Source organism: Streptomyces sp. NPDC059743 (genome assembly GCF_042732975.1).
GTDB lineage: Bacteria > Actinomycetota > Actinomycetes > Streptomycetales > Streptomycetaceae > Streptomyces.
Genome location: NZ_JBHWGS010000020.1, coordinates 148,393 through 168,524, shown reverse-complemented (window position 1 = coordinate 168,524; position 20,132 = coordinate 148,393). Strand labels below are relative to the sequence as shown.

Here is a 20,132-nt window from a genome sequence, read left to right as displayed (position 1 = left end):
GCCGGCAACTGACCCCTTTGCCCCGCCACGCCTGGGCCGCCCCCCGCGCGGTGGGGGGGGGGCACGGCCCTCGGGCGAGGCGTACGGCGGAAGCGCCGCGTAAGCGCGTAAGGAAGACATGCCGGTCGTCAGTAGCGCGGGCGGTTGAACCACGCGGCGCCGTCGGCCTTCCCGACGAAGACGGCGATCAGGATGGCCAGGACCGTGTAGATCAGGCCGAACCCGACGAACGGATAGACGCCGAGGATCGCGACGATCACACCGAACACGATGCCCGCGACACGGACGCCGTTGCCGCCCTTGCCGAACTTCACGGCGAGGACGATCGCGCCCACGGTCGTCACCAGTGCGATGGCGGTCATGCCCCAGAGCAGACCGCCCGAGTAGTCGGCGAGCTGCTGGAACTGGACGTCGTCCTGGAGCTGCGCGTCGTTCTTGGCGGCGGAGACGGCCGCGGCGGCGATGGCGAAGATGAACATACCGATCAGGCTGAGGCCGAAGATGACCCACAGCATCACGCGGGCCGCCTTGACACCGCCCGGCATCTCCAGCTGGCCGCCGGGAGCGCCCGGGTAGCCGCCGTACGGCTGGACCGGCGGCGCCTGCGGATAGCCGTAACCGGGCTGCTGACCTTGCGGGTAGCCGTAGCCGGGCTGGCCCTGCTGCTGACCGTAGCCGGGCTGCTGGCCCGGCTGGCCCTGCTGGCCGTACGGGTTGTTGGGATCGCCGAAGCTCATGGCGGGGTTCCTCCGTTGGTGAAGCTGGGGACGTTACGACCCGGGCAGGAGGAACTTCTCAGAACTGAGCGGACTGCCCCCCGACGCCGGCCGCGCATTGCGCGGTAATCGTGTTATCAACGTCGTATTTTGTCCAGCGGCATTACGCGGGCGTTGTGCAAGTGCAATCTCCTGTCCGCTTGACCGGCGCGACCGCGACCGGGTGCGGCTGCGCGACCGGGGGCGTCCGGCGGATGTGTGACGGAGGCCACCGGCGGGCCGCGAATCGGGCCGTGATCGGGTCGTGGTCGGGCCGTGAATCGGAACGCGAATTGGAACCGGAGAGAGGCATCCGCGAGGATGGGGGCATGACCGCCCAGATTCTCGATGGCAAGGCCACCGCAGCCGCGATCAAGTCCGACCTGACCGCCCGAGTGGCGGCCCTGAAGGCGAGAGGTGTCACGCCCGGCCTGGGAACCCTGCTGGTCGGGGACGATCCCGGCAGCCGCTGGTATGTGAACGGCAAGCACCGCGACTGCGCGCAGGTCGGGATCGCCTCGATCCAGCGCGAACTGCCCGACACGGCCTCCCAGGAGGACATCGAGGCGGTGGTTGCGGAGCTGAACGCCAACCCCGAGTGCACGGGATACCTCGTGCAACTGCCGCTGCCCAAGGGCATCGACACCAACCGGGTGCTGGAGCTGATGGATCCGGCCAAGGACGCGGACGGACTGCATCCGATGAGCCTCGGGCGGCTGGTGCTCAACGAGACCGGGCCGCTGCCGTGCACTCCGTACGGCATCATCCAGCTTCTGCGCCACCACGGCGTGGCGATCGCGGGCGCGCATGTGGTGGTCGTGGGCCGCGGTATCACGGTCGGCCGGTCGATCCCGCTGCTGCTGACGCGTAAGTCCGAGAACGCGACCGTGACGCAGTGCCACACGGGCACCCGTGATCTGTCGGCGCAGCTCAGGCAGGCGGACATCATCGTGGCGGCGGCGGGCGTGCCGCATATCGTCAAGCCGGAGGACGTGAAGCCGGGCGCGGCGGTTCTCGATGTGGGCGTGAGCCGCGACGAGAACGGGAAGATTGTCGGAGATGTCCATCCGGGCGTCGCGGAGGTGGCGGGCTGGATCTCGCCCAACCCGGGCGGTGTGGGCCCGATGACCCGCGCGCAGTTGCTGGTCAACGTGGTCGAGGCGGCGGAACGCGCCGTCGCCGACGCGGGCTGAACCGTACGGTGACGCGGAAAGGGGCATCCATGGGTGCTGGTACGAGGGGTGCTGGTACGAGCACGGGCGACGCGGCCCGACCGGGGCGCGACGCCCAGGAGGCGCCGGAGCGCGCGGCGGCTGCGGCTGCCGTCGTGCCGGTCCCGGAGGTGTCCGAGGTGTCCGAGCCGACGGATGTGAAGCAGACGGACACGACGCAGGCGGTACTGGACGCTCCGGATGCCGCGTCCGATGAGGTGAAGACGGACGGTGCTGACAGCGCCGACAGTGCCGCGGGCGCTGACGTCGGCGCGCCCGAGGAGACGAGCCAGCGGTTCTCGGCGGTCACCCGGGACACCGCGCGGCCCGAGGGCGGCGGACGGGCCGCTCCGGGAGACGCGGCCGCGCCCGTCCGTCAGTGGCCGCTGCTCAGCGTGCTCGGGACGACCGGACTCGGGCTGCTGATCGTCGGTTTGCACCCGTTCGCCGAGGCGTTCCGGATCGGCACGATCCTGATCGGCCTCGCCCTCATCGGCGGCGCCGTGCTGCGCCGTGTGCTGCCTTCCGTCGGCATGCTCGCCGTGCGCTCGCGCTTCACCGACATGGTCACGTACGGCCTGCTGGGCGTTGTGATCGTGATGCTCTCGCTCATGACTCAGCCCAAGCCATGGCTGGAGATCCCGTTCCTGGAGGACATCGTCCACTCGACCGTGCCGTAGAGCCGTCGAGCCGTAGAGCCGTCGAGTCCCGGAACCGCCGAGCAGACGTGGGAAAGGTGAACGGCGGCCGTCCTCTCCCCCGAGGAAGGACGGGCGCCGTCCGCCCTCGGTGCCCGTCCGCGGTGCCGCCCGCGGTGTTCTGCGACACAGATATCAGCGTCATGGACGCGCCAAAGGGGTTCAAGGGTTGCCTATCGCCTGATGCATGGAGGTGACCATTCCGCCATGGTGTGATCAACGGGCAACGGATGCGAGACTTGACGCGGGGTTCGGTACAGGGGGCGCGCAAGGGAGCGCGATACTGCCCCCAATGCCTCCGTGCGCTGCCGACGTAGGAACTGCCATCCTGGCCCGGCGCATCCCTGTGGGTATCGCGGAGCACGTTGGGCACGTCGCGGGGGGACAAGGGGGAGGCACATGCCTCGTTGGAAGGCGCTACCGGACGAACTCGATCCGGAAGTCAAGGAGTTCACCAGTCAGCTCCGCAGGCTGGTGAACCGCAGCGGTCTGAGTATCGCCGCGGTGGCCGACAGAACGGGCTACAGCAAGACGTCCTGGGAGCGCTATCTCAACGGGCGGCTGCTCGCGCCCAAGGGCGCGGTCGTGGCGCTGGCCGATGTCACCGGCACGAATCCGATGCATCTCACCACGATGTGGGAGCTGGCGGAGCGCGCGTGGAGCCGCTCCGAGATGCGCCACGACATGACCATGGAAGCGATACGGATCTCCCAGGCGCGGGCGGCGCTGGCCGAGACCGGCGAGAACCCGGCTGTCGGACTGCCCGGTGACCTCGGCGGTTCCGGCGGACCCGGTCGGTCTGGTGGATCCGGCCGGTCCGGCGGCCCCGGTGTCTCCGACAGGACTGGCGGCACAGGCCGTTCCGGGCGGTCCGCTGGGCCTGTTGGGCCCGTGGGCTCCGGTATATCGGATGGCCCGAGTGGCCCCGGTGTCGGCCACGCCGGCCGGTCCGGTGGAGCCACCCTTGACTTCGGCCGCGGCCGGAGCGCCGACCTGGGCGGGCCCGGAGCCCGCGCCGTACCGCCGCCCGGTGGCCCGGCGGCCCCGCCACGGCCGCCGTCGTCGCCGGGCCCAGGACGTGGCGGCGGGCGCGGACGGCGCAAGGCGATGGTCTTCGCCGCGGGTGTCGTCGGCGCGCTGCTGGTGGTGGCCGCCGCGGTGCTGCTGACCGATATCGGCGGTGACGGTGGCGGGAAGACCGTCGCGGAGCCCCCGAAGCCCTCGCCGTCCGTCAGCAGCAGCCCCGTACTGCCGCCCGGTGTGAAGTGCGGTGGTGACGACTGCTCAGGACAGGACCCGGAAACGATGGGCTGCGGCGGAGAGTTCGCCACGACCGTCTCCAGCGCCACGGTCGGTACGGCCCTGATCGAGGTACGCCACAGCCGGACGTGCGGGGCCGCCTGGGCGCGGATCACTCAGGCCACGACGGGCGACGAGGTACGGATCACCGCGGGCGGCAAGGCCCAGAACGGTGTGGTGGAGGTGGCCACCAACGCGTACACGCCGATGGTCGCCGTACCGGATCCCGGCAGCGCGAAGGCGTGCGCGACACTCACGACGGGCGAGACGGGCTGTACCTCGACGCAGTGAGCGGAGCGGCCGACGGTGACACGCGCGGCCTGGCGGGCGGTTCGGCAGCGGCCTGGCAGACGGCCCGGCCGGTGGCTCGGCAGAGGGCCGCACGTCCCGCCGTACCGGTACGGACACGCCGTCGTGAGCCGTGCCACAAGGGGCCGACGGCTCGGGCGGACGCGGGTCGGATAGCCTGATCGCCGGATATCTCTTCACGTCAAGATTCGCGGCCAAGGAGATGTCCCGCACCAGGGGCAGGGACCCCCACCGCCAGCGTCTTACGGAGACCGCCATGACCCGCACTCCCGTGAATGTCACCGTCACCGGCGCGGCCGGCCAGATCGGCTACGCGCTGCTCTTCCGCATCGCGTCCGGCCATCTGCTCGGCGCGGACGTGCCGGTCAAGCTCCGTCTCCTCGAGATCCCGCAGGGCCTCAAGGCCGCCGAGGGCACCGCGATGGAGCTGGACGACTGCGCCTTCCCGCTGCTCGGCGGCATCGAGATCACGGACGACCCGAACGTCGCCTTCGACGGCGCGAACGTGGCACTGCTGGTCGGCGCCCGTCCCCGTACGAAGGGCATGGAGCGCGGCGATCTGCTCTCCGCCAACGGCGGCATCTTCAAGCCCCAGGGCAAGGCCATCAACGACCATGCCGCGGACGACATCAAGGTCCTCGTCGTCGGTAACCCGGCGAACACCAACGCGCTGATCGCGCAGGCCGCCGCGCCCGACGTACCGGCCGAGCGCTTCACCGCGATGACCCGTCTCGACCACAACCGCGCCATCTCGCAGCTCGCCGCGAAGACCGGTGCCGCCGTCTCCGACATCAAGCGTCTGACGATCTGGGGCAACCACTCCGCCACCCAGTACCCGGACATCTTCCACGCGGAGATCGCCGGCAAGAACGCCGCCGAGACCGTCAACGACGAGGTCTGGCTGGCCGACACGTTCATCCCGACCGTCGCCAAGCGCGGTGCGGCGATCATCGAGGCCCGTGGCGCCTCCTCGGCCGCCTCCGCCGCCAACGCCGCCATCGACCACATCCACACCTGGGTCAACGGCACCGCCGAGGGCGACTGGACCTCCATGGGCATCCCGTCGGACGGTTCCTACGGTGTGCCGGAGGGCCTGATCTCCTCCTTCCCGGTCACCGCCAGGGACGGCGCGTACGAGATCGTCCAGGGCCTGGACATCAACGCGTTCTCGCGCACCCGGATCGACGCCTCCGTACGCGAGCTCCAGGAGGAGCGCGACGCGGTGCGCGCGCTGGGCCTGATCTGACGATCCCGAAGTCCGAAGCCTGAGGAGCTAAGAACACCGGAACACCGAAGAGCTGCGAACACCGGAACGCCTCCGACACCCGTCGGAGGCGTTCCGTCGTACAGCGAGTGAAAAGACGTGTGCGCGGTGTCGTGGGGATGCCCTACGATGCGTGTTTCATCGCTGTCAACTCCCAGTCGAACAAGGGAAGTTGACTCTGCTGACTCTTGCGGCACACGGGGGACTCATTGACCGGGATCGCTATGGCGCCCGCCGCGAGTGAGGCGTGCCGGCTGCTCTGCGCCGGAGTGCATATGGACAGAGGCTTCCGGGACGCCGTCCTCGACGAGCTGTACGTCCACGAGGAGCGTTTCATCGCTCCCTCGACCGGCTTCGACGCGGCTCGGGTGCTCGCGCACGCCGTGCGTGCCCGCCGTACCGAACTGGCCTGGAGCGCCGGCATGCTGGCGCTCTGGATCGTCGCCGTCCCGCTCACCGACTGGGTTCTGCTGCTCTTCGTTTTTCCGTGTCTGCTGCTCGCGATCGCACCGTGGATCAGAGGCCGTGGGTCCGGTACGCCGTGGTACCGCAAGGCGGCGGCGCTCGTGGTGCGCTGGTACGGGCGGTTCATGCTGGCGGTCGTCATCGTGAGCCTGTTGGTCTCGATGGCAGTCGGCCTCTCCGGCGGATCCGACGAATCCAACGGGTCTGCCGGGTCCGACGCGTTCGCCGGCGACACATCGAGCGGGGCGGTACTGGACACCGGCACACTGGTTCCCGGCATCCCGAGTGTCTCGGACGGCGCCGGCGCTCTCGCGGATCCGGGCCGGGCCTGGACGGCCGTGATCCTGTTGCTGCTGATCGCCGTCGGAGTGGGGCTGCGGCGCGGACAGTTCGCCCGGGTGATGACGAACGAACTCTCCGAGCACCGCTTTCCCGCGGTCTCCTCCGATCCTGCCGAACTGGCCACCGGCGGCCGTCTTCAGCGGCTGAGCGCCCGTATCCGTGCCGAGCAGCACGCACCTCTGGTGATGTACCACTCGGCGAACCCGTTCCTGGGCGTCGGAGAGCCGTTCCGGCCCTGGACGCTCGCCGTCGAACTGCGCCCTCGCAACGACCAGCAGGTCGGCGAAGGCGGCGAGGGAGGCAAGGCAGGCAAGGGCGGTACGGGCAGCGGGCCGGTGCCGATCGACAACGGCGAGGTCCTGCGCCAGATCGTGCCGCTGCTGGAGGCCCTGCGCGTACCCTCCCCGCACGGCTCTCCGCAAGCCGCGGCGGCCGTACGCGACCGGCTGCGCGAGCTGCGCGTCGACGAGTGCGTCTTCCTCCCGGTCGACGGGCTCCGACAGCGGGACGGAGCGCCGTACGACGCCGAGAGCTTCGCCCGGCACCGCGCCGACTCCGTCGAGGAGGGAGGCGAGTCACGGCGCCACTTCCTCCGTATCAGAGTGGGCGGATGGCACGAGGAACTGGTCGTCACCGTCTTCGTACGGGTGCACACCCAGGGCGGCATGCTGATGCTGGAGGTCGCTCCGCATGTGCTGCTGCCCGTACGGCGCCAGTTCCGTGAGGCGGACCGGCTGGCGCACCAGTATCTGAACAACTCCTGGTTCGGCAAGGCCGTCTGGGCCCTGACGCACACGCCGGGATCGATCGGGCAGACGCTCCTCACCCTGGGCCGGTCCGCCGTCGTGGAGTGGCGGCGGCTCGGCGGCGGATACGGCGGCGCGCTGCCGGCCGGGCCCGCGGTCTCCATCCGTGAACTCGGCTCCGACAACGAGGCCTCGCTCTTCCAGGAGATGGATGTGAGCCGGTATCTCAAGAGCGTGGAGGACCGGGTGGCGGGCGGAGTGCGGCACGCGCTGTACGAAGCGGGCTGGCAGACGGCCGAGTTCGAACAGAAGATCATCAACGTCACCAACGGCGGAGTCTTCATCGAGTCCGCGCAGAACAGTGCCATCGGCATCGGCGATCACAACACGATCGACAACCGCAACGAGGCAGGGGGAGGCAGCAATGGCGGCAACTGACGAGGGCGGTCAGGCGCGCCGGACACAGCCGGCGGAGTCGGTGGAGCCGGCGCGTGCGGCGGTGCGGATCGGCTCGGTGAGCGGCAGCGCGATCAGCATCGGTGACCACAACACCGTCACCAACACCAATACGGGTGGCGCGGGACAGGTGAGCGATCCGGCCCAGGCGGAGCTGCTGGCGGCGGTACGGGCGCTGCGCGAGGATCTGGCGCGCTTCGTCGCGACGGACGGTACGGCCGTGCTCGACGCGGAACTCGTCGCCGCCGAGGAGGAGATCACCACGGCCGGCGCGGCGGGCCCCGGCAGGCTGGCCCGTCTCCGGGACGCGCTGGCGCTGGCGGGCGGTGTCGCCGGGACGCTCGCGTCCGGCGTCGCGGTCGGCCAGGCCGTCGGCGCGCTGCTGGGCGGCTGACGGATGGCCGGGGCCAGGCCGCGCTGGAATGCCGAGACCCAGCGGTGGGAGAGCGGCGGCGCGCCGTTGGCGTACGTTCCGCCGCCGCCTCCGTTGCCGCTGTTCGCGCCGTACGACCAGGGGGAGGGCCAGAAGCAGGCGCATTCTCAGGCCGGCGTCTGGGAGGAAGGCGCCGGACAGACGGGTGCTGAGCAGACGGGTGCTGAGCAGACAGGCTTCGTTCAGACCGGCCCGGTTGATTCGTACGGTCGCTTCTTGGGCCAGAGATCCCGCCGTATGCCGCTCGTGGTGATCGCCGTCGCGGCCGTGCTGGGCGCGGGCGCTGTGGCCGTCTGGATCACCTGGGGCCGGGACGGCGCCGAGGACGGCTCGGCCGCAGGGCCGGGTGTCAGCGTCTCCGAGTCCGCGTACCCGTCGGACTCCTCGAACTCCTCCGACTCCCCGGGCTCCTCGGCGTCCTCCACCGACGCGGGGACCGACACTCCCACGGACGGCCTCGGCGCCACCGACGTGACCGATGATCCCTCCACCGGCGTTCTGCCGCCCGGCTACCAGGTGGCCGAGGATCCCAAGGGCTTCACCATCGCCGTACCCGAAGGCTGGGAGCGGAGCTCGCGCAGCAACGGCGTCTTCTACACGACGAGCGACGAGAGCAGCCTGATCCAGGTCTTCGCGATCTCGGAGGAGAACATGACATCGCTGGATCTGGTCCAGCAGTCGTCGGCGGATCTCGCGGCGAGGAACAAGGGCTATACGGAGGTCGCCGTCGGTACGGTCGTCGGCGGCGACGAGAATCCGGCCGGTGACGCCGCCGAACTGGTCTACTCGTACGACAGCGACAAGGCCGGAGGCCGCCGCCAGGTCATCGAGCGGGTCTTCACCGCGACCGACGGCGGGCAGTACGCGGTGCTGGTGGCCGCTCCTGCGGGCGAGGCGGCGGACCTGCGGCAACTGCTGGGCACGGTCCTGGAACCTTTCGAGCCCGGCTGGAGCTGACAGACGGCTCCGACGCGGCTCCGGCGTGACTCCGACGCGGCTCCGGCGCGGCGCCGGACAGGGCCTGGGCGGTCAGTGCGCGAACTGGCCCGGTGTGTAGTGGCCGGGCACCATCCGGGTGGAGACACCGAACCGGTTCCAGGCGTTGATCACCGTGATCGCGGCGATCAGATGCGCCAGCTCCGTCTCGTCGAACTGCTCCGCGGCCTTCTCGTACACCTCGTCCGGCACGAAACCGTCGGTCAGCACGGTGATCGCCTCCGTCAGCTCGATCGCCGCGATCTCCCTCGGCGTGTAGAAGTGCCGCGACTCCTCCCACGCGCTGAGCTGGATGACACGCTCCACCGACTCACCGGCCGCCAGCGCGTCCTTGGTGTGCATGTCGAGGCAGAACGCGCAGTGGTTGAGCTGGGAGGCGCGGATCTTGACCAGTTCGAGCAGTGTCGGATCGACGCCGTGCCGGGCGGCGGCGTCCAGCCGGACCATGGCCTTGTAGACCTCGGGGACGAGCTTGGCCACGTCCAGACGCGGCGAGTGCTCGGGTGCGTATCGGTTCGTTTCGTTCTCTGTGTGCGTTGTCATATCTACGACGCTACGCGTCTGGTGGCACAGAGGTATGGTCCATTCCCATGACGGATTCCTGGGCCAATTCCGCGGCAGGACCTGCTGCTTCCACGGCCGGACCCGCAGTCGGTGGCGTCCTCGGTGTCGATCTCCATCTTGAGCTGCGTGGCTCCGGGCTGCGCGCCGGGCTCATGGACGCCCTGCGCGAAGCCGTCCGTACGGGCAGGCTCGCGCCGGGCACCCGGCTGCCGTCCTCCCGCTCGCTTGCCGCCGACCTGGGCATCGCCCGTAACACCGTGGCCGACGCGTACGCCGAACTGGCCGCCGAGGGCTGGCTCACCGCCCGGCAGGGCTCGGGCACCCGCGTGGCCCGGCGGTCCGCGCCGCGCAGGGCCACGCCCGTACCGCCCAGGACCCGGCCGGCCCGTGGCGGGCCCGCCCACAACCTGCTGCCCGGCTCTCCCGACCTCGCCGGATTTCCGCGCGCCCAGTGGCTCACGGCCGCCCGCCGGGCGCTGACGGCCGCGCCGCACGAGGCCTTCGGATACGGCGATCCGCTGGGCCGGATCGAACTGCGTACCGCCCTCGCCGACTATCTGGCGCGCGCCCGAGGCGTGTACGCGGCTCCGGAGCGGATCGTCGTCTGCTCCGGCTTCCTTCACGGTCTGATGCTGCTGGGCCAGGTGCTCAGGGCCCGGCGCGTACGGGCGGTCGCCGTCGAGTCGTACGGTCTCGACTTCCACCGGAACGCGCTGACCAAGGCGGGCCTGCGGACTCCGCCGCTCCCGCTGGACGCGCGCGGCACCCGCACCGAGGAGCTGTCCGACCTGCGCGGCGTCGGAGCCGTACTGCTGACCGCCGCGCACCAGTTCCCGCTCGGCATGGCGCTCCACCCGGACCGGCGCTCGGCCGCCGTCGACTGGGCGCGCGCCACGGACGGGCTGATCCTGGAGGACGACTACGACGGTGAGTTCCGCTACGACAGACAGCCCGTCGGCGCCCTTCAAGGACTCGATCCCGAACGGGTGGTGTACCTCGGCACCGCGAGCAAGTCCCTGGCGCCCGGACTGCGGCTCGGCTGGCTCGTACTGCCGGAGGAACTGGTCCGCGAGGTGAGCGGGACGAAGGGCGAGGTGGACTGGGTGTCGAGCGTGCTCGACCAGCTCACGCTCGCGGAGTTCATCGCCTCGGGCGCGTACGACCGCCATGTCCGCTCCATGCGGCTGCGCTACCGGCGCCGCCGCGACCAGCTCGTGGCGGCGCTCGCGGAACGGGCTCCGGAGATCCGGGTGACCGGGATCGCGGCCGGTCTGCACGCCGTTGTCGAACTCCCGCCGGGCACCGAGCGCTCGGTCGTCGAGGCCGCCGCCTGGCAGGGCCTGGCGGTGTACGGCATGAGCCGCTTCCGGCATCCGTCCGTCGCGCCGGGCACCGATGCCCTGGTGGTCGGTTACGGCACGCCGTCGGACAGCGCGTGGCCGGGCGCGCTGGACGCGCTGTGCCGGGTCCTGCCGTAAGTCCGTGACGGGGACCGGGACCAAGGGGCCTGCGCCTCCGTGCGGTGCCGGTCGACACCCCCCGGAGCCCGAATTAGGATCATCAGTACGGCATCGCGTGTCGGTCACCGTCCGGGTGAGGCATGGAGGTGCCCGTGAGTTTGCCTTACGGAGGCATTCCACAGTGTCCATCCAGTTGAATCACACCATCGTCCACTCCCGGGACAACCGGGAATCCGCCGAGTTCCTGGCCCATATCCTCGACCTGCCGGTCGGGACCGAATGGGGCCCGTTCGTTCCCGTCGAACTGAGCAACGGCGTGACTCTCGACTTCGCCTCCATACCGCCGGAGTCGATCGTCCCGCAGCACTACGCCTTCCTGGTCAGCGAGAAAGACTTCGACGGAATCTTCCGGCGCATCCAGGACAAGGGCGTCACGTTCTACGCCGATCCGCACCAGAAGCACCCGGGCGAGATCAACCACAACGACGGTGGTCGCGGCGTGTACTTCATCGATCCGGTCGGTCACGCCATGGAAGCCATCACGCGTCCTTACGGCGGCGGCGCGAGCTAGCAGCGGCGAGAGCTAGGGCCTAATACGCCCACCTTGAGGGCGGCGGTTCCGCCGCCCTCAAGGGTTCGCCCGGGTTCGCGAACGGTCAGGCCCCTTCCGTCAGCACCGCGCGCAGCTGGTCCAGGCCCCAGTCCAGGTCCTCCTTGCTGATCACCAGCGGCGGAGCGATACGGATCGTGGAGCCGTGGGTGTCCTTCACCAGCACGCCACGGTCCATCAGCCGCTCCGAGATCTCCCGGCCCGTCCCGCGCGACGGCACGATGTCCACTCCGGCCCAGAGCCCACGGCCCCGTACCGCCTCCACCGCGCCGCCGCCCACCAGCAGCCCCAGCTCATGGTGGAGATGGTCGCCCAGCTCGGCGGCGCGCTGCTGGAACTCACCGGTCCGCAGCATCTCGATGACCTCCAGCGCCACGGCGCAGGCGAGCGGATTGCCGCCGAACGTCGAGCCGTGCTCACCCGGGCGGAACACGCCCAGCACCTCGGCCGACGACACCACGGCCGACACCGGCACCACTCCGCCGCCCAGGGCCTTGCCGAGGACATACATGTCGGGCACCACGCCCTCGTGCTCGCACGCGAAGGTCTTTCCCGTACGGCCCAGGCCCGACTGGATCTCGTCCGCGATGAAGAGCACGTCGCGCGCCCGGCTCATCTCCCGTACGCCGGCGAGATAGCCCGCCGGCGGGACCAGCACTCCGGCCTCGCCCTGGATCGGCTCCAGCAGCACCGCCACGGTGTTCTCGGTCATCGCCGCGTCCAGAGCCGTGAGATCGCCGTACGGAACGATCTCGAACCCGGGTGTGTACGGTCCGTAGTCCGCCCGCGCCTCGCTGTCCGTGGAGAAGCTGACGATGGTGGTCGTACGGCCATGGAAGTTGTTCGCCGCGACGATGATCTTCGCCATCCCGTCCGGCACGCCCTTGACGCGGTATCCCCACTTCCTGGCGGTCTTCACGGCGGTCTCCACCGCCTCCGCGCCGGTGTTCATCGGCAGGACCATCTCCATGCCGCACAGCTCCGCCAGCCGCGTACAGAAGTCGGCGAACCGGTCGTGGTGGAACGCCCGGGACGTCAGCGTCACTCTTTCGAGCTGAGCCTTGGCGGCGTCGATGAGTCTTCTGTTGCCATGGCCGAAGTTGAGCGCCGAATATCCGGCGAGCATGTCGAGGAAGCGCCGTCCCTCGACATCCGTCATCCAGGCGCCGTCCGCCGAGGAGACGACGACGGGCAGCGGGTGGTAGTTGTGCGCGCTGTGGGCCTCGGCCGAGGCGATGGCACTCTCCGTAGTCGACACGGACTCTCCGATCGGTCAGGACAAACTGTCCGGCGTGCGCGGGGCGATGCCCCACTTTCTATCGTCGCTCGCCCGGTACGGGAAGAAGCCTTGCTTCCGGTGTGCCCGACCGTGTGCCCGACGGAGATCCGTTCACCGGCGGTCGGTCGCACCTGCGAGAATGGTGGACATGGCCTCAGAACGTCCGCGCGCACTCTCCGGAATCCAGCCCACCGCAGGCTCGTTCCACCTCGGGAACTACCTCGGTGCGGTGCGCCAGTACGTGGCGCTGCAAGACACCCACGACGCCTTCTACATGGTCGTGGACCTGCATGCGATCACCATTCCGCAGGATCCGGCCGAGCTGCGCGCCAATACGCGCCTCGCCGCCGCCCAGCTTCTCGCCGCCGGTCTCGATCCGCGGCGCTGCACGCTCTTCATCCAGAGCCATGTGCCCGAACACGCCCAGCTCGCCTGGGTCATGAACTGCATCACCGGCTTCGGCGAGGCCTCCCGGATGACGCAGTTCAAGGACAAGTCGGCCAGGCAGGGCGCGGACCGCGCCACGGTCGGCCTCTTCACGTATCCGATCCTCCAGGTCGCGGACATCCTGCTCTACCAGGCCAACTCCGTGCCGGTCGGCGAGGACCAGCGCCAGCACGTCGAGCTCACGCGCGATCTCGCCGAGCGGTTCAACGCCCGCTTCGGCCACACGTTCACGGTCCCGGCGCCGTACATCCTCAAGGAGGTCGGGAAGATCTACGACCTCCAGGACCCGACGATCAAGATGAGCAAGTCGGCGTCCACGCCCAAGGGCCTGGTCAATCTGCTCGACGAGCCGAAGACCACCGCGAAGAAGATCAAGAGCGCGGTCACCGACACCGGCACGGAGATCCGGTTCGACACCGAGGCCAAGCCGGGCGTGAGCAATCTGCTCACCATCTACTCCACGCTCACGGGTACGACCGTCGCGGAGCTGGAGGAGAAGTACGTCGGCAAGGGCTACGGCGCGCTGAAGACGGATCTGGCGGACGTCATGGTCGATTTCGTCACTCCGTTCAGGACCCGGACCCAGGAGTATCTGGACGATCCGGAGACGCTGGACTCGATCCTGGCCGAGGGCGCGGAGAAGGCCCGCGCCGTCGCCGCGGAGACCTTGGCGCAGACGTACGACAAGGTCGGCTTCCTGCCCGCCAAGCACTGAGACCGGACGGACGGCACGGGCGGAACGGGCGACACGGACGCGACGGACAGGCCGTACGGGCTGTCCGTCGCGCGCCCGACCGCCCGCCGGGCACCGCCCATGAAGGGCCGGCGGCCACACACGGACGGCCGCTCCGTCCGTCGGTCGGCGTACGCGGAGAGGCGAGCGCTGGCCAGTCGGCCGGTGCGACCGTCACACTGGCGGACGGTGGCCCTGCTCCATCACCACCCGATCACACGGACGACACACGGACTGAGGAGAACGACGTGGGGACCGTAACGCTCGGCGTTTCGATCGCGGTCCCGGAGCCGTACGGCAGCCTGATCCAGGAGCGGCGTGCGGGCTTCGGCGATCCCGCCGCGCACGGCATTCCCACGCATGTCACGCTGCTGCCGCCCACCGAGGTCGACGCGTCGGCGCTGCCCTCGATCGAGGCGCATCTCGCCTCGGTCGCGTCGGCGGGCAGGCCCTTCCCGATGCGGCTGTCCGGTACGGGTACGTTCCGTCCGCTCTCGCCGGTCGTCTTCATCCAGGTCGTGGAGGGCGCGTCGGCCTGCACCTGGCTCCAGAAGCGCGTCAGGGACAGCTCGGGACCGCTCGTCCGCGAACTCCAGTTCCCGTACCACCCGCATGTGACCGTGGCGCACGGTATCGCCGAGGAGGCGATGGACCGGGCCTACGAGGAGCTGTCCGAGTACGGTGCGGCCTGGAGCTGCACCTCCTTCGCGCTGTACGAGCAGGGCGCCGACGGCGTGTGGCGCAAGCTGCACGAGTACGCGTTCGGCGGCGACGAGGAGGTCTCGGGAGTGCCCTTCCAGGGCTGCCAGGACACCTCGGTCGGGCCCGCCTCGCTGAGCCCCTGAGCTCCTACCCCTGAACGCTCCAACTTGAGCCGATCCGCTCAGACCGGCAGTCTGCGGAACACCGGACGCGGCAGATGCCGTAGCGCCGACATCACCACCCGCGCCGACCCCGGCACCCACACCGTCTCCGAGCGGCGCCGCAGTCCCAGCTCGATCGCCGTCGCCACCGCCTCCGGAGTGGTGGCCATCGTGGTGGCCAGGGTGCTGTCCAGCAGCGCCTCGCCAAGACCGGCCGTCTTCCGCGACCGTACGTAGCCGGGCCGTACGGTCATCACCTGTACGCCCGTGCCCTGCATGGCGTCGCCCAGCCCTTGGGCGAACGCGTCGAGGCCTGCCTTGCTCGATCCGTAGATGAAGTTCACGCGCCGCGCGCGCTCACCGGCCGCCGACGAGAGCACCACCAGCGAGCCATGTCCCTGCGTCTGCAACGCGCCCGCGCACACCAGTCCGGCCGAGAGCGCGCCGGTGTAATTGGTCTGCGCGACACGGACGGCCGCGGGCGGATCGGCCTCGTCGTGCGCCTGATCGCCGAGGATCCCGAACGCGAGCAGCACCATGTCGATGTCGCCCTCCGCGAAGACCTTTCCGAGCACCTCCGGATGGGAGGCGGTGTCCAGGGCGTCGAAGGCGACGGTACGGACGTCCGCGCCCAGCGCCCGCAGCCGGTCGGCCTCGGTGTCCAGGGCGGCGGAGGGACGGCCCGCCAGCCGGACCGTACGCGTACGGCGGGCGATCAGCCGGCGCGCGGTGGCGAGCCCGATCTCCGACGTACCGCCGAGGACGAGCAGGGACTGCGGGATGCCGAAGGCGTCCTTCATGGTGATTGCTCCTGGAGGTCGGCAGATATGGTGGTGACCGTATCGCCCTGTAAAGGATTCTTTGTCGCCTTTCCTGTCGTGCTTTCCTGTCGCGCTCGTATGAACTCGTATGAATGGGTGGCCGGTGATGTCCGACACTGGTCGGCCGATCCCGGGGTAGGTCTCCACCATGGACTGGCTGAAGAGAATCCCGGTGATCGGGCCGCGGATCGGCCCGCTCGTGGACCGGCTGGCGCGGACGCATGTCTGGCGTTCGTACGAGACGCTCGACCGGGTCCACTGGACACGGCTGGCCGCCGCCATCACCTTCATCAGCTTCATCGCGGTCTTCCCGCTGATCACCGTGAGCGCGGCGATCGGTGCCGCGCTGCTCAGCCAGGGCCGGCTCGACCGGATCAAGCGGACGGCCGAGGAGCAGGTGCCCGGTATCTCCGGCGAACTCGACATCGACGCCCTGGTGGCCAATGCCGGCACGGTCGGCCTGGTGGCCGGCGCGCTGCTGCTCTTCACCGGGATCGGCTGGATCGGTTCGATGCGCGAGTGTCTGCGGGCCGTCTGGGAGCTGGACAAGGCCGAGAAGGGCAATCCGATCGTGCTCAAGGCCAAGGACGCGGTGGTGCTCGCGGGCCTCGGCGCGGTCGGACTGGGCTCGCTCGGCGCCTCCACCTTCGGCTCCACGGCCATCGGCTGGACCGCCGCCCGGCTGGGCATTCCCGAGGGCGGCGTGGGCGGAGCGGTGTTGCAGACCGCCGTACTGCTGGTGGCGGTCGGAGCCGACTTCATGATCCTGCTGTACGTACTGACGCTGCTGCCTCAAGTGCAGCCGGCGCGCCACCGGCTTCTCGTCGCCGCGCTCATCGGCGCCGTCGGCTTCGAACTGCTCAAGCTGCTGATCGGCGGCTATATCAAGGACGTGGCGGCGAAGAGCACGTACGGCGCGTTCGGAGTGCCGGTGGCGCTGCTGCTGTGGATCAATTTCACGGCGAAGCTGCTGCTGTTCTGCGCCGCCTGGACGGCGACGCCTGACAGGGACACTCCGGCCGAGGACGAGGCCGTCGCCTATGACGGCGGCGGCCCGGCCCGCTGCGACGGCGCTACTCGTGCGGACGCCGCTACTCGCGCGGACGCCGCCGGACGAGATCGGGGAGCGGCCAGCGCCGGTTGACCAGATACACACCGCCGGCCAGCACGATCAGCGCTCCGCCCGCCAGTGCGAGCGCCGTCCCGATACCGCCCGTCCCGCCGCTGTTCGCCGCGGCGAGCGGCTTGTCCTGCTCGGCGGCCTTGATCGCGTCGGCTCCCACCGGAGTGGGTGTCGGCGAGACGTTCGTCGCCGCCGACTTCGGCGGCACCAGCGTCCCGACCGGCTTCACCTTGCCGGACGCCGCGAAGCCCCAGTCCAGCAGCCGTGTGGTCTCCTGGTAGACCGCCTGGCCCTCGTGCGAGGACGGATTCATGACCGTGACCAGCAGCACCTTGCCGTTCCGCTCGGCGACGCCGGTGAAGGTCGCGCCCGCGTGCGTGGTGTTGCCGTTCTTCACACCCGCGATGCCCTTGTACGGAGCGATCCCGGGCGCGCCGGTGAGCAGCCGGTTGGTGTTCTGGATCTCGAAGAACTCGCGCTTCGGCTTGCCCTTCTTGTCCTTCTCCGGCTTCTCGCCCTTCGCCGGTTTGATCGGCTCGCCCGGGAACTTGGCCGTCGCGGTCGCGCAGTACTCGCGGAAGTCCTTCTTCTGAAGGCCCGAGCGGGCGATCAGAGTGAGGTCGTACGCGCTGGAGACCTGGAGCGGCTCGTCGTAACCGTCGGGCGAGACCACATTCGTGTCGAGCGCCTGAAGCTCCTCGGCGTGCTCCTGCATGTCCTGCACGCTCTTGGCGACTCCGCCGTTCATCGCCGCGAGCACGTGGACGGCGTCGTTCCCCGAGCGCAGGAACACTCCGAGCCACAGATCATGGACGGTGTACGAGAGATTCTCCTTGACCCCGACGAGGCTGCTGCCCGCGCCCACGGGTTCGAGGTCCTTGGGCTTCACCTTGTACGACTTGGTCTTGGGAAGCTTGGGCAGCAGTGTGTCCGCGAAGAGCATCTTGAGTGTGGAGGCCGGCGGCAGCCGCCAGTGGGCATTGTGCGAGGCCAGCACCTCGCCCGACTCCGCGTCCGCGACGATCCAGGACCTGCCGCTCAGCTTCTTGGGCAGGACCGGGGCTCCGGCGCCGAGGTTCACCTGGGTGCCCGCCTTGCTGAGTCTGGCCCCGCCGACCTTGGACATCGACGCCGGCGGCTGAGGCTCCTTGTCGGGACCCTCGGCCTTGGTGTCCGCCGACGCGGGCACAGCGGTCAGAATGGGTAGCAATGCGGCGGCGAGGACCGTCAATGCGGTCTTTTTCAAAGCGGACACGATCGGAAACGTACATTGTGACGAGTTCAATTCCGACACCGGCGTGGTGAACCGCCGCTCCCTCCGCCGTACCGGCCCAACGTCCTGCACCTTTGGCCTGACTTCGGCCCGTTCCGGCCGCCCGGCCCCAGGACCCCGTTGCCGCCGCCCGGAGAACGCCGGTGATACTGAATCCATGAAGCTCAGCCGCCCCGTGTCCTGGTTCCTGCTCGTGTTCGGGGTGTGGAGCTGGTTCATCTGGATCACTTTCGTCAAGAACCTCTGGCAGGACGGGAGCGGACTCGCTTTCGACGACGCCGGTGATCCGACGGGCTATTTCTGGGTGCACCTGCTGCTCGCCATCGCGTCCTTCCTTCTGGGGACGGCCGTGGGCGCGATCGGGTTCCGTGGCGTACGCGCGCTCAGACGCGAACAGCGCTGACCGGCCGGAAACCGCCGTCAGCGCCAATATCGCCAATGCCGCAATACCGCCAATACCGCCAACAAACACAGACATGGATAAGGGGGACCGTTCGTGGTCGTCGTGGTCGTTCTGACGGTGCTCGCCGTCGTGGCGCTGCTCGTCGGAGCGCATTGGTTCGTGTGGCGGCGCCTGGTGCGCGACACGACGGAGTCGAGCGGTACGGTCCGCAGACTGGGCACCGTCGCCATCGTCGTACTGCCGTTACTGTCCGTCGCCGGAGTGAGCGCGGGACGGTCCGCGACGCCGTTCTGGCTCCAGCAGGTATTGGCCTGGCCGGGCTTCCTGTGGCTCGCGGTGCTGCTGTATCTGGTGCTGGCCCTGGTGGTCGGCGAGGCCGTACGGCCGCTGCTGAGGCGTCTGATGGACCGCAGGGAGACGGCGCGTGAGCCGGCGGCGGACCTGGTCACCGTCGGAGCCTCGACCGGAGCCGGCCTCGGGATATCCGACGGTGACGGTCCGCGCGACGATCAGGCCGCCCGTCCGGACACCGACACTGGCGCTACCGGAACCACCGGCGCTACCGGCACCGCCGCCAGCGCCTCGCCCTCCCGCCGACTCTTCGTCTCCCGTGTCGTCGGCGGCGCCGCCGCGACCGCCGCGCTCGCCACCGTCGGCTACGGCACCTACGGCGTGCTGCGCGGCCCGCGGATCAAGCGCGTGACCGTACCGCTCGCCAGACTTCCGCGCAGCGCCCACGGCTTCCGTATCGCCGTCGTCAGCGACATCCATCTCGGCCCGATCCTGGGCCGTGCCCACACCCAGCGCATTGTCGACACCATCAACTCCGCCCGTCCCGATCTGATCGCGGTCGTCGGTGACCTGGTGGACGGCAGCGTCGAGGATCTGGGCCCGGCGGCGGAGCCGCTCGCCGCTCTGGAGGCACCGCACGGCGCGTTCTTCGTCACCGGCAACCACGAGTACTTCTCCGGCGCCGCCGCCTGGGTCGACCATGTACGCGAGCTCGGGCTGCGGCCCTTGGAGAACGAGCGCGTGGAGATCTCCGGCTTCGATCTCGCCGGTGTCAACGATGTCGCGGGCGAGAGCGAGGGCTCGGGCCCGGACTTCGAGAAGGCGCTCGGCGACCGCGACCGGGCCAGGGCGTCCGTACTCCTCGCCCATCAGCCCGTCGTCATCGATGACGCCGTACGCCACGGTGTCGATCTCCAGCTCTCCGGACACACGCACGGCGGCCAGCTCTGGCCGGGCAACTACCTTGCCGAGCTGGCCAATCCGACCGTGGCCGGTCTGGAGCGGTACGGCGACACCCAGCTCTACGTAACGCGCGGCGCGGGCGCCTGGGGCCCGCCCGTACGGGTCGGAGCGCCCTCCGACATCACCCTCGTACAGCTCGCGTCACGCCAGGCCTGAGAACCGCCGGAGGAGGTCGGCCGCGCCACCGCGGCCGGCTCTTCCGGACGTCCCCTGCGTCCCGGATGAGCGTTCACGACCGTTACCTGTGAGACACGCGATTTGGCTTACACGCGTCTTTCCCTTGTGGTTGGGTGAGCGCCATCACGGTCAGGGGTGGGCGTGATAGAGG

General features: G+C 69.7%; 19 protein-coding genes. 14 read left to right on the top strand and 5 right to left on the bottom strand.

Annotated features, from left to right (window positions below; genetic code table 11):
- Positions 1-128 precede the first annotated feature (128 nt).
- Complete coding sequence (locus ACFV6H_RS31330) at positions 129-737, bottom strand: hypothetical protein (protein WP_385548964.1); 609 nt, start codon at positions 735-737, stop codon at positions 129-131.
- A gap of 347 nt (positions 738-1,084) precedes the next feature.
- On the opposite strand from ACFV6H_RS31330, the gene ACFV6H_RS31325 reads away from it, so the two are divergent.
- From ACFV6H_RS31325 to ACFV6H_RS31295, 7 genes are all read left to right on the top strand, one after another.
- On the top strand, positions 1,085-1,948 hold the full coding sequence (locus ACFV6H_RS31325; protein WP_384981665.1) for a bifunctional methylenetetrahydrofolate dehydrogenase/methenyltetrahydrofolate cyclohydrolase: 864 nt from the start codon (positions 1,085-1,087) through the stop codon (positions 1,946-1,948).
- Between the two features lie 29 nt (positions 1,949-1,977).
- Positions 1,978-2,646: a DUF3017 domain-containing protein gene (locus tag ACFV6H_RS31320; RefSeq protein WP_385548961.1), complete on the top strand. Its 669-nt coding sequence runs from the start codon at positions 1,978-1,980 to the stop codon at positions 2,644-2,646.
- Positions 2,647-3,063: 417 nt separating this feature from the next.
- On the top strand, positions 3,064-4,254 hold the full coding sequence (locus ACFV6H_RS31315) for a DUF2690 domain-containing protein (protein WP_385548958.1): 1,191 nt from the start codon (positions 3,064-3,066) through the stop codon (positions 4,252-4,254).
- A gap of 274 nt (positions 4,255-4,528) precedes the next feature.
- On the top strand, positions 4,529-5,518 hold the full coding sequence (locus ACFV6H_RS31310) for a malate dehydrogenase (RefSeq protein ID WP_385548955.1): 990 nt from the start codon (positions 4,529-4,531) through the stop codon (positions 5,516-5,518).
- Between the two features lie 227 nt (positions 5,519-5,745).
- On the top strand, positions 5,746-7,527 hold the full coding sequence (locus ACFV6H_RS31305) for a hypothetical protein (protein WP_385548953.1): 1,782 nt from the start codon (positions 5,746-5,748) through the stop codon (positions 7,525-7,527).
- Positions 7,514-7,939, top strand: a complete 426-nt coding sequence (locus ACFV6H_RS31300; RefSeq protein ID WP_385548950.1) for a hypothetical protein — start codon at positions 7,514-7,516, stop codon at positions 7,937-7,939. Before ACFV6H_RS31305 ends, ACFV6H_RS31300 begins: the two co-directional genes overlap by 14 nt.
- Before the next feature lie 255 nt (positions 7,940-8,194).
- Entirely contained in the window at positions 8,195-8,935 is a 741-nt protein-coding gene (locus ACFV6H_RS31295; protein ID WP_385548948.1) for a hypothetical protein, read from the top strand.
- 72 nt (positions 8,936-9,007) lie between these two features.
- On the opposite strand, the gene ACFV6H_RS31290 is transcribed toward ACFV6H_RS31295, so the two are convergent.
- A complete protein-coding gene (locus ACFV6H_RS31290; protein WP_385548945.1) occupies positions 9,008-9,517 on the bottom strand; it encodes a carboxymuconolactone decarboxylase family protein in 510 nt (169 codons plus the stop codon).
- A 47-nt stretch (positions 9,518-9,564) separates the two neighbouring features.
- On the opposite strand from ACFV6H_RS31290, the gene ACFV6H_RS31285 reads away from it, so the two are divergent.
- Positions 9,565-11,016 carry a PLP-dependent aminotransferase family protein gene (locus ACFV6H_RS31285; RefSeq protein WP_385548942.1) on the top strand — a complete coding sequence of 484 codons (1,452 nt, stop codon included), beginning with the start codon at positions 9,565-9,567 and terminating at the stop codon, positions 11,014-11,016.
- A 163-nt stretch (positions 11,017-11,179) separates the two neighbouring features.
- A complete protein-coding gene (locus tag ACFV6H_RS31280) occupies positions 11,180-11,569 on the top strand; it encodes a VOC family protein (RefSeq protein WP_385548939.1) in 390 nt (129 codons plus the stop codon).
- Positions 11,570-11,654: 85 nt separating this feature from the next.
- On the opposite strand, the gene rocD is transcribed toward ACFV6H_RS31280, so the two are convergent.
- The gene (gene rocD, locus ACFV6H_RS31275) at positions 11,655-12,866 is read right to left on the bottom strand and encodes an ornithine--oxo-acid transaminase (RefSeq protein WP_385548936.1); all 1,212 of its coding nucleotides are present in this window, start codon (positions 12,864-12,866) and stop codon (positions 11,655-11,657) included.
- Positions 12,867-13,035: 169 nt separating this feature from the next.
- On the opposite strand from rocD, the gene trpS reads away from it, so the two are divergent.
- On the top strand, positions 13,036-14,049 hold the full coding sequence (gene trpS / locus ACFV6H_RS31270; protein ID WP_385548933.1) for a tryptophan--tRNA ligase: 1,014 nt from the start codon (positions 13,036-13,038) through the stop codon (positions 14,047-14,049).
- Between the two features lie 266 nt (positions 14,050-14,315).
- A complete protein-coding gene (locus tag ACFV6H_RS31265) occupies positions 14,316-14,912 on the top strand; it encodes a 2'-5' RNA ligase family protein (RefSeq protein ID WP_384792523.1) in 597 nt (198 codons plus the stop codon).
- A gap of 38 nt (positions 14,913-14,950) precedes the next feature.
- On the opposite strand, the gene ACFV6H_RS31260 is transcribed toward ACFV6H_RS31265, so the two are convergent.
- A complete protein-coding gene (locus tag ACFV6H_RS31260; RefSeq protein WP_385548929.1) occupies positions 14,951-15,730 on the bottom strand; it encodes a decaprenylphospho-beta-D-erythro-pentofuranosid-2-ulose 2-reductase in 780 nt (259 codons plus the stop codon).
- A gap of 169 nt (positions 15,731-15,899) precedes the next feature.
- Here ACFV6H_RS31260 and ACFV6H_RS31255 point away from each other — a divergent pair, with 169 nt between their 5' ends.
- On the top strand, positions 15,900-16,895 hold the full coding sequence (locus ACFV6H_RS31255) for a YihY/virulence factor BrkB family protein (RefSeq protein WP_385548925.1): 996 nt from the start codon (positions 15,900-15,902) through the stop codon (positions 16,893-16,895).
- On the opposite strand, the gene ACFV6H_RS31250 is transcribed toward ACFV6H_RS31255, so the two are convergent.
- Positions 16,843-18,129, bottom strand: a complete 1,287-nt coding sequence (locus ACFV6H_RS31250) for a D-alanyl-D-alanine carboxypeptidase family protein (protein ID WP_385548922.1) — start codon at positions 18,127-18,129, stop codon at positions 16,843-16,845. The genes ACFV6H_RS31255 and ACFV6H_RS31250 overlap by 53 nt on opposite strands.
- A 175-nt stretch (positions 18,130-18,304) precedes the next feature.
- Between ACFV6H_RS31250 and ACFV6H_RS31245 the strand changes: the two genes are divergently transcribed.
- The gene (locus ACFV6H_RS31245) at positions 18,305-18,550 is read left to right on the top strand and encodes an SCO4848 family membrane protein (RefSeq protein WP_385548919.1); all 246 of its coding nucleotides are present in this window, start codon (positions 18,305-18,307) and stop codon (positions 18,548-18,550) included.
- 93 nt (positions 18,551-18,643) lie between these two features.
- A complete protein-coding gene (locus tag ACFV6H_RS31240; RefSeq protein ID WP_385548916.1) occupies positions 18,644-19,960 on the top strand; it encodes a metallophosphoesterase in 1,317 nt (438 codons plus the stop codon).
- Positions 19,961-20,132 lie beyond the last annotated feature (172 nt).

Bases quoted from the DNA above. Each gene is read 5' to 3' on its own strand.
- ACFV6H_RS31330 (WP_385548964.1), bottom strand. From the start codon at position 737: ATGAGCTTCGGCGATCCCAACAACCCGTACGGCCAGCAGGGCCAGCCG.
- ACFV6H_RS31325 (WP_384981665.1), top strand. From the start codon at position 1,085: ATGACCGCCCAGATTCTCGATGGCAAGGCCACCGCAGCCGCGATCAAG.
- ACFV6H_RS31320 (WP_385548961.1), top strand. From the start codon at position 1,978: ATGGGTGCTGGTACGAGGGGTGCTGGTACGAGCACGGGCGACGCGGCC.
- ACFV6H_RS31315 (WP_385548958.1), top strand. From the start codon at position 3,064: ATGCCTCGTTGGAAGGCGCTACCGGACGAACTCGATCCGGAAGTCAAG.
- ACFV6H_RS31310 (WP_385548955.1), top strand. From the start codon at position 4,529: ATGACCCGCACTCCCGTGAATGTCACCGTCACCGGCGCGGCCGGCCAG.
- ACFV6H_RS31300 (WP_385548950.1), top strand. From the start codon at position 7,514: ATGGCGGCAACTGACGAGGGCGGTCAGGCGCGCCGGACACAGCCGGCG.
- ACFV6H_RS31290 (WP_385548945.1), bottom strand. From the start codon at position 9,517: ATGACAACGCACACAGAGAACGAAACGAACCGATACGCACCCGAGCAC.
- ACFV6H_RS31285 (WP_385548942.1), top strand. From the start codon at position 9,565: ATGACGGATTCCTGGGCCAATTCCGCGGCAGGACCTGCTGCTTCCACG.
- trpS (WP_385548933.1), top strand. From the start codon at position 13,036: ATGGCCTCAGAACGTCCGCGCGCACTCTCCGGAATCCAGCCCACCGCA.
- ACFV6H_RS31260 (WP_385548929.1), bottom strand. From the start codon at position 15,730: ATGAAGGACGCCTTCGGCATCCCGCAGTCCCTGCTCGTCCTCGGCGGT.
- ACFV6H_RS31255 (WP_385548925.1), top strand. From the start codon at position 15,900: ATGGACTGGCTGAAGAGAATCCCGGTGATCGGGCCGCGGATCGGCCCG.
- ACFV6H_RS31245 (WP_385548919.1), top strand. From the start codon at position 18,305: ATGAAGCTCAGCCGCCCCGTGTCCTGGTTCCTGCTCGTGTTCGGGGTG.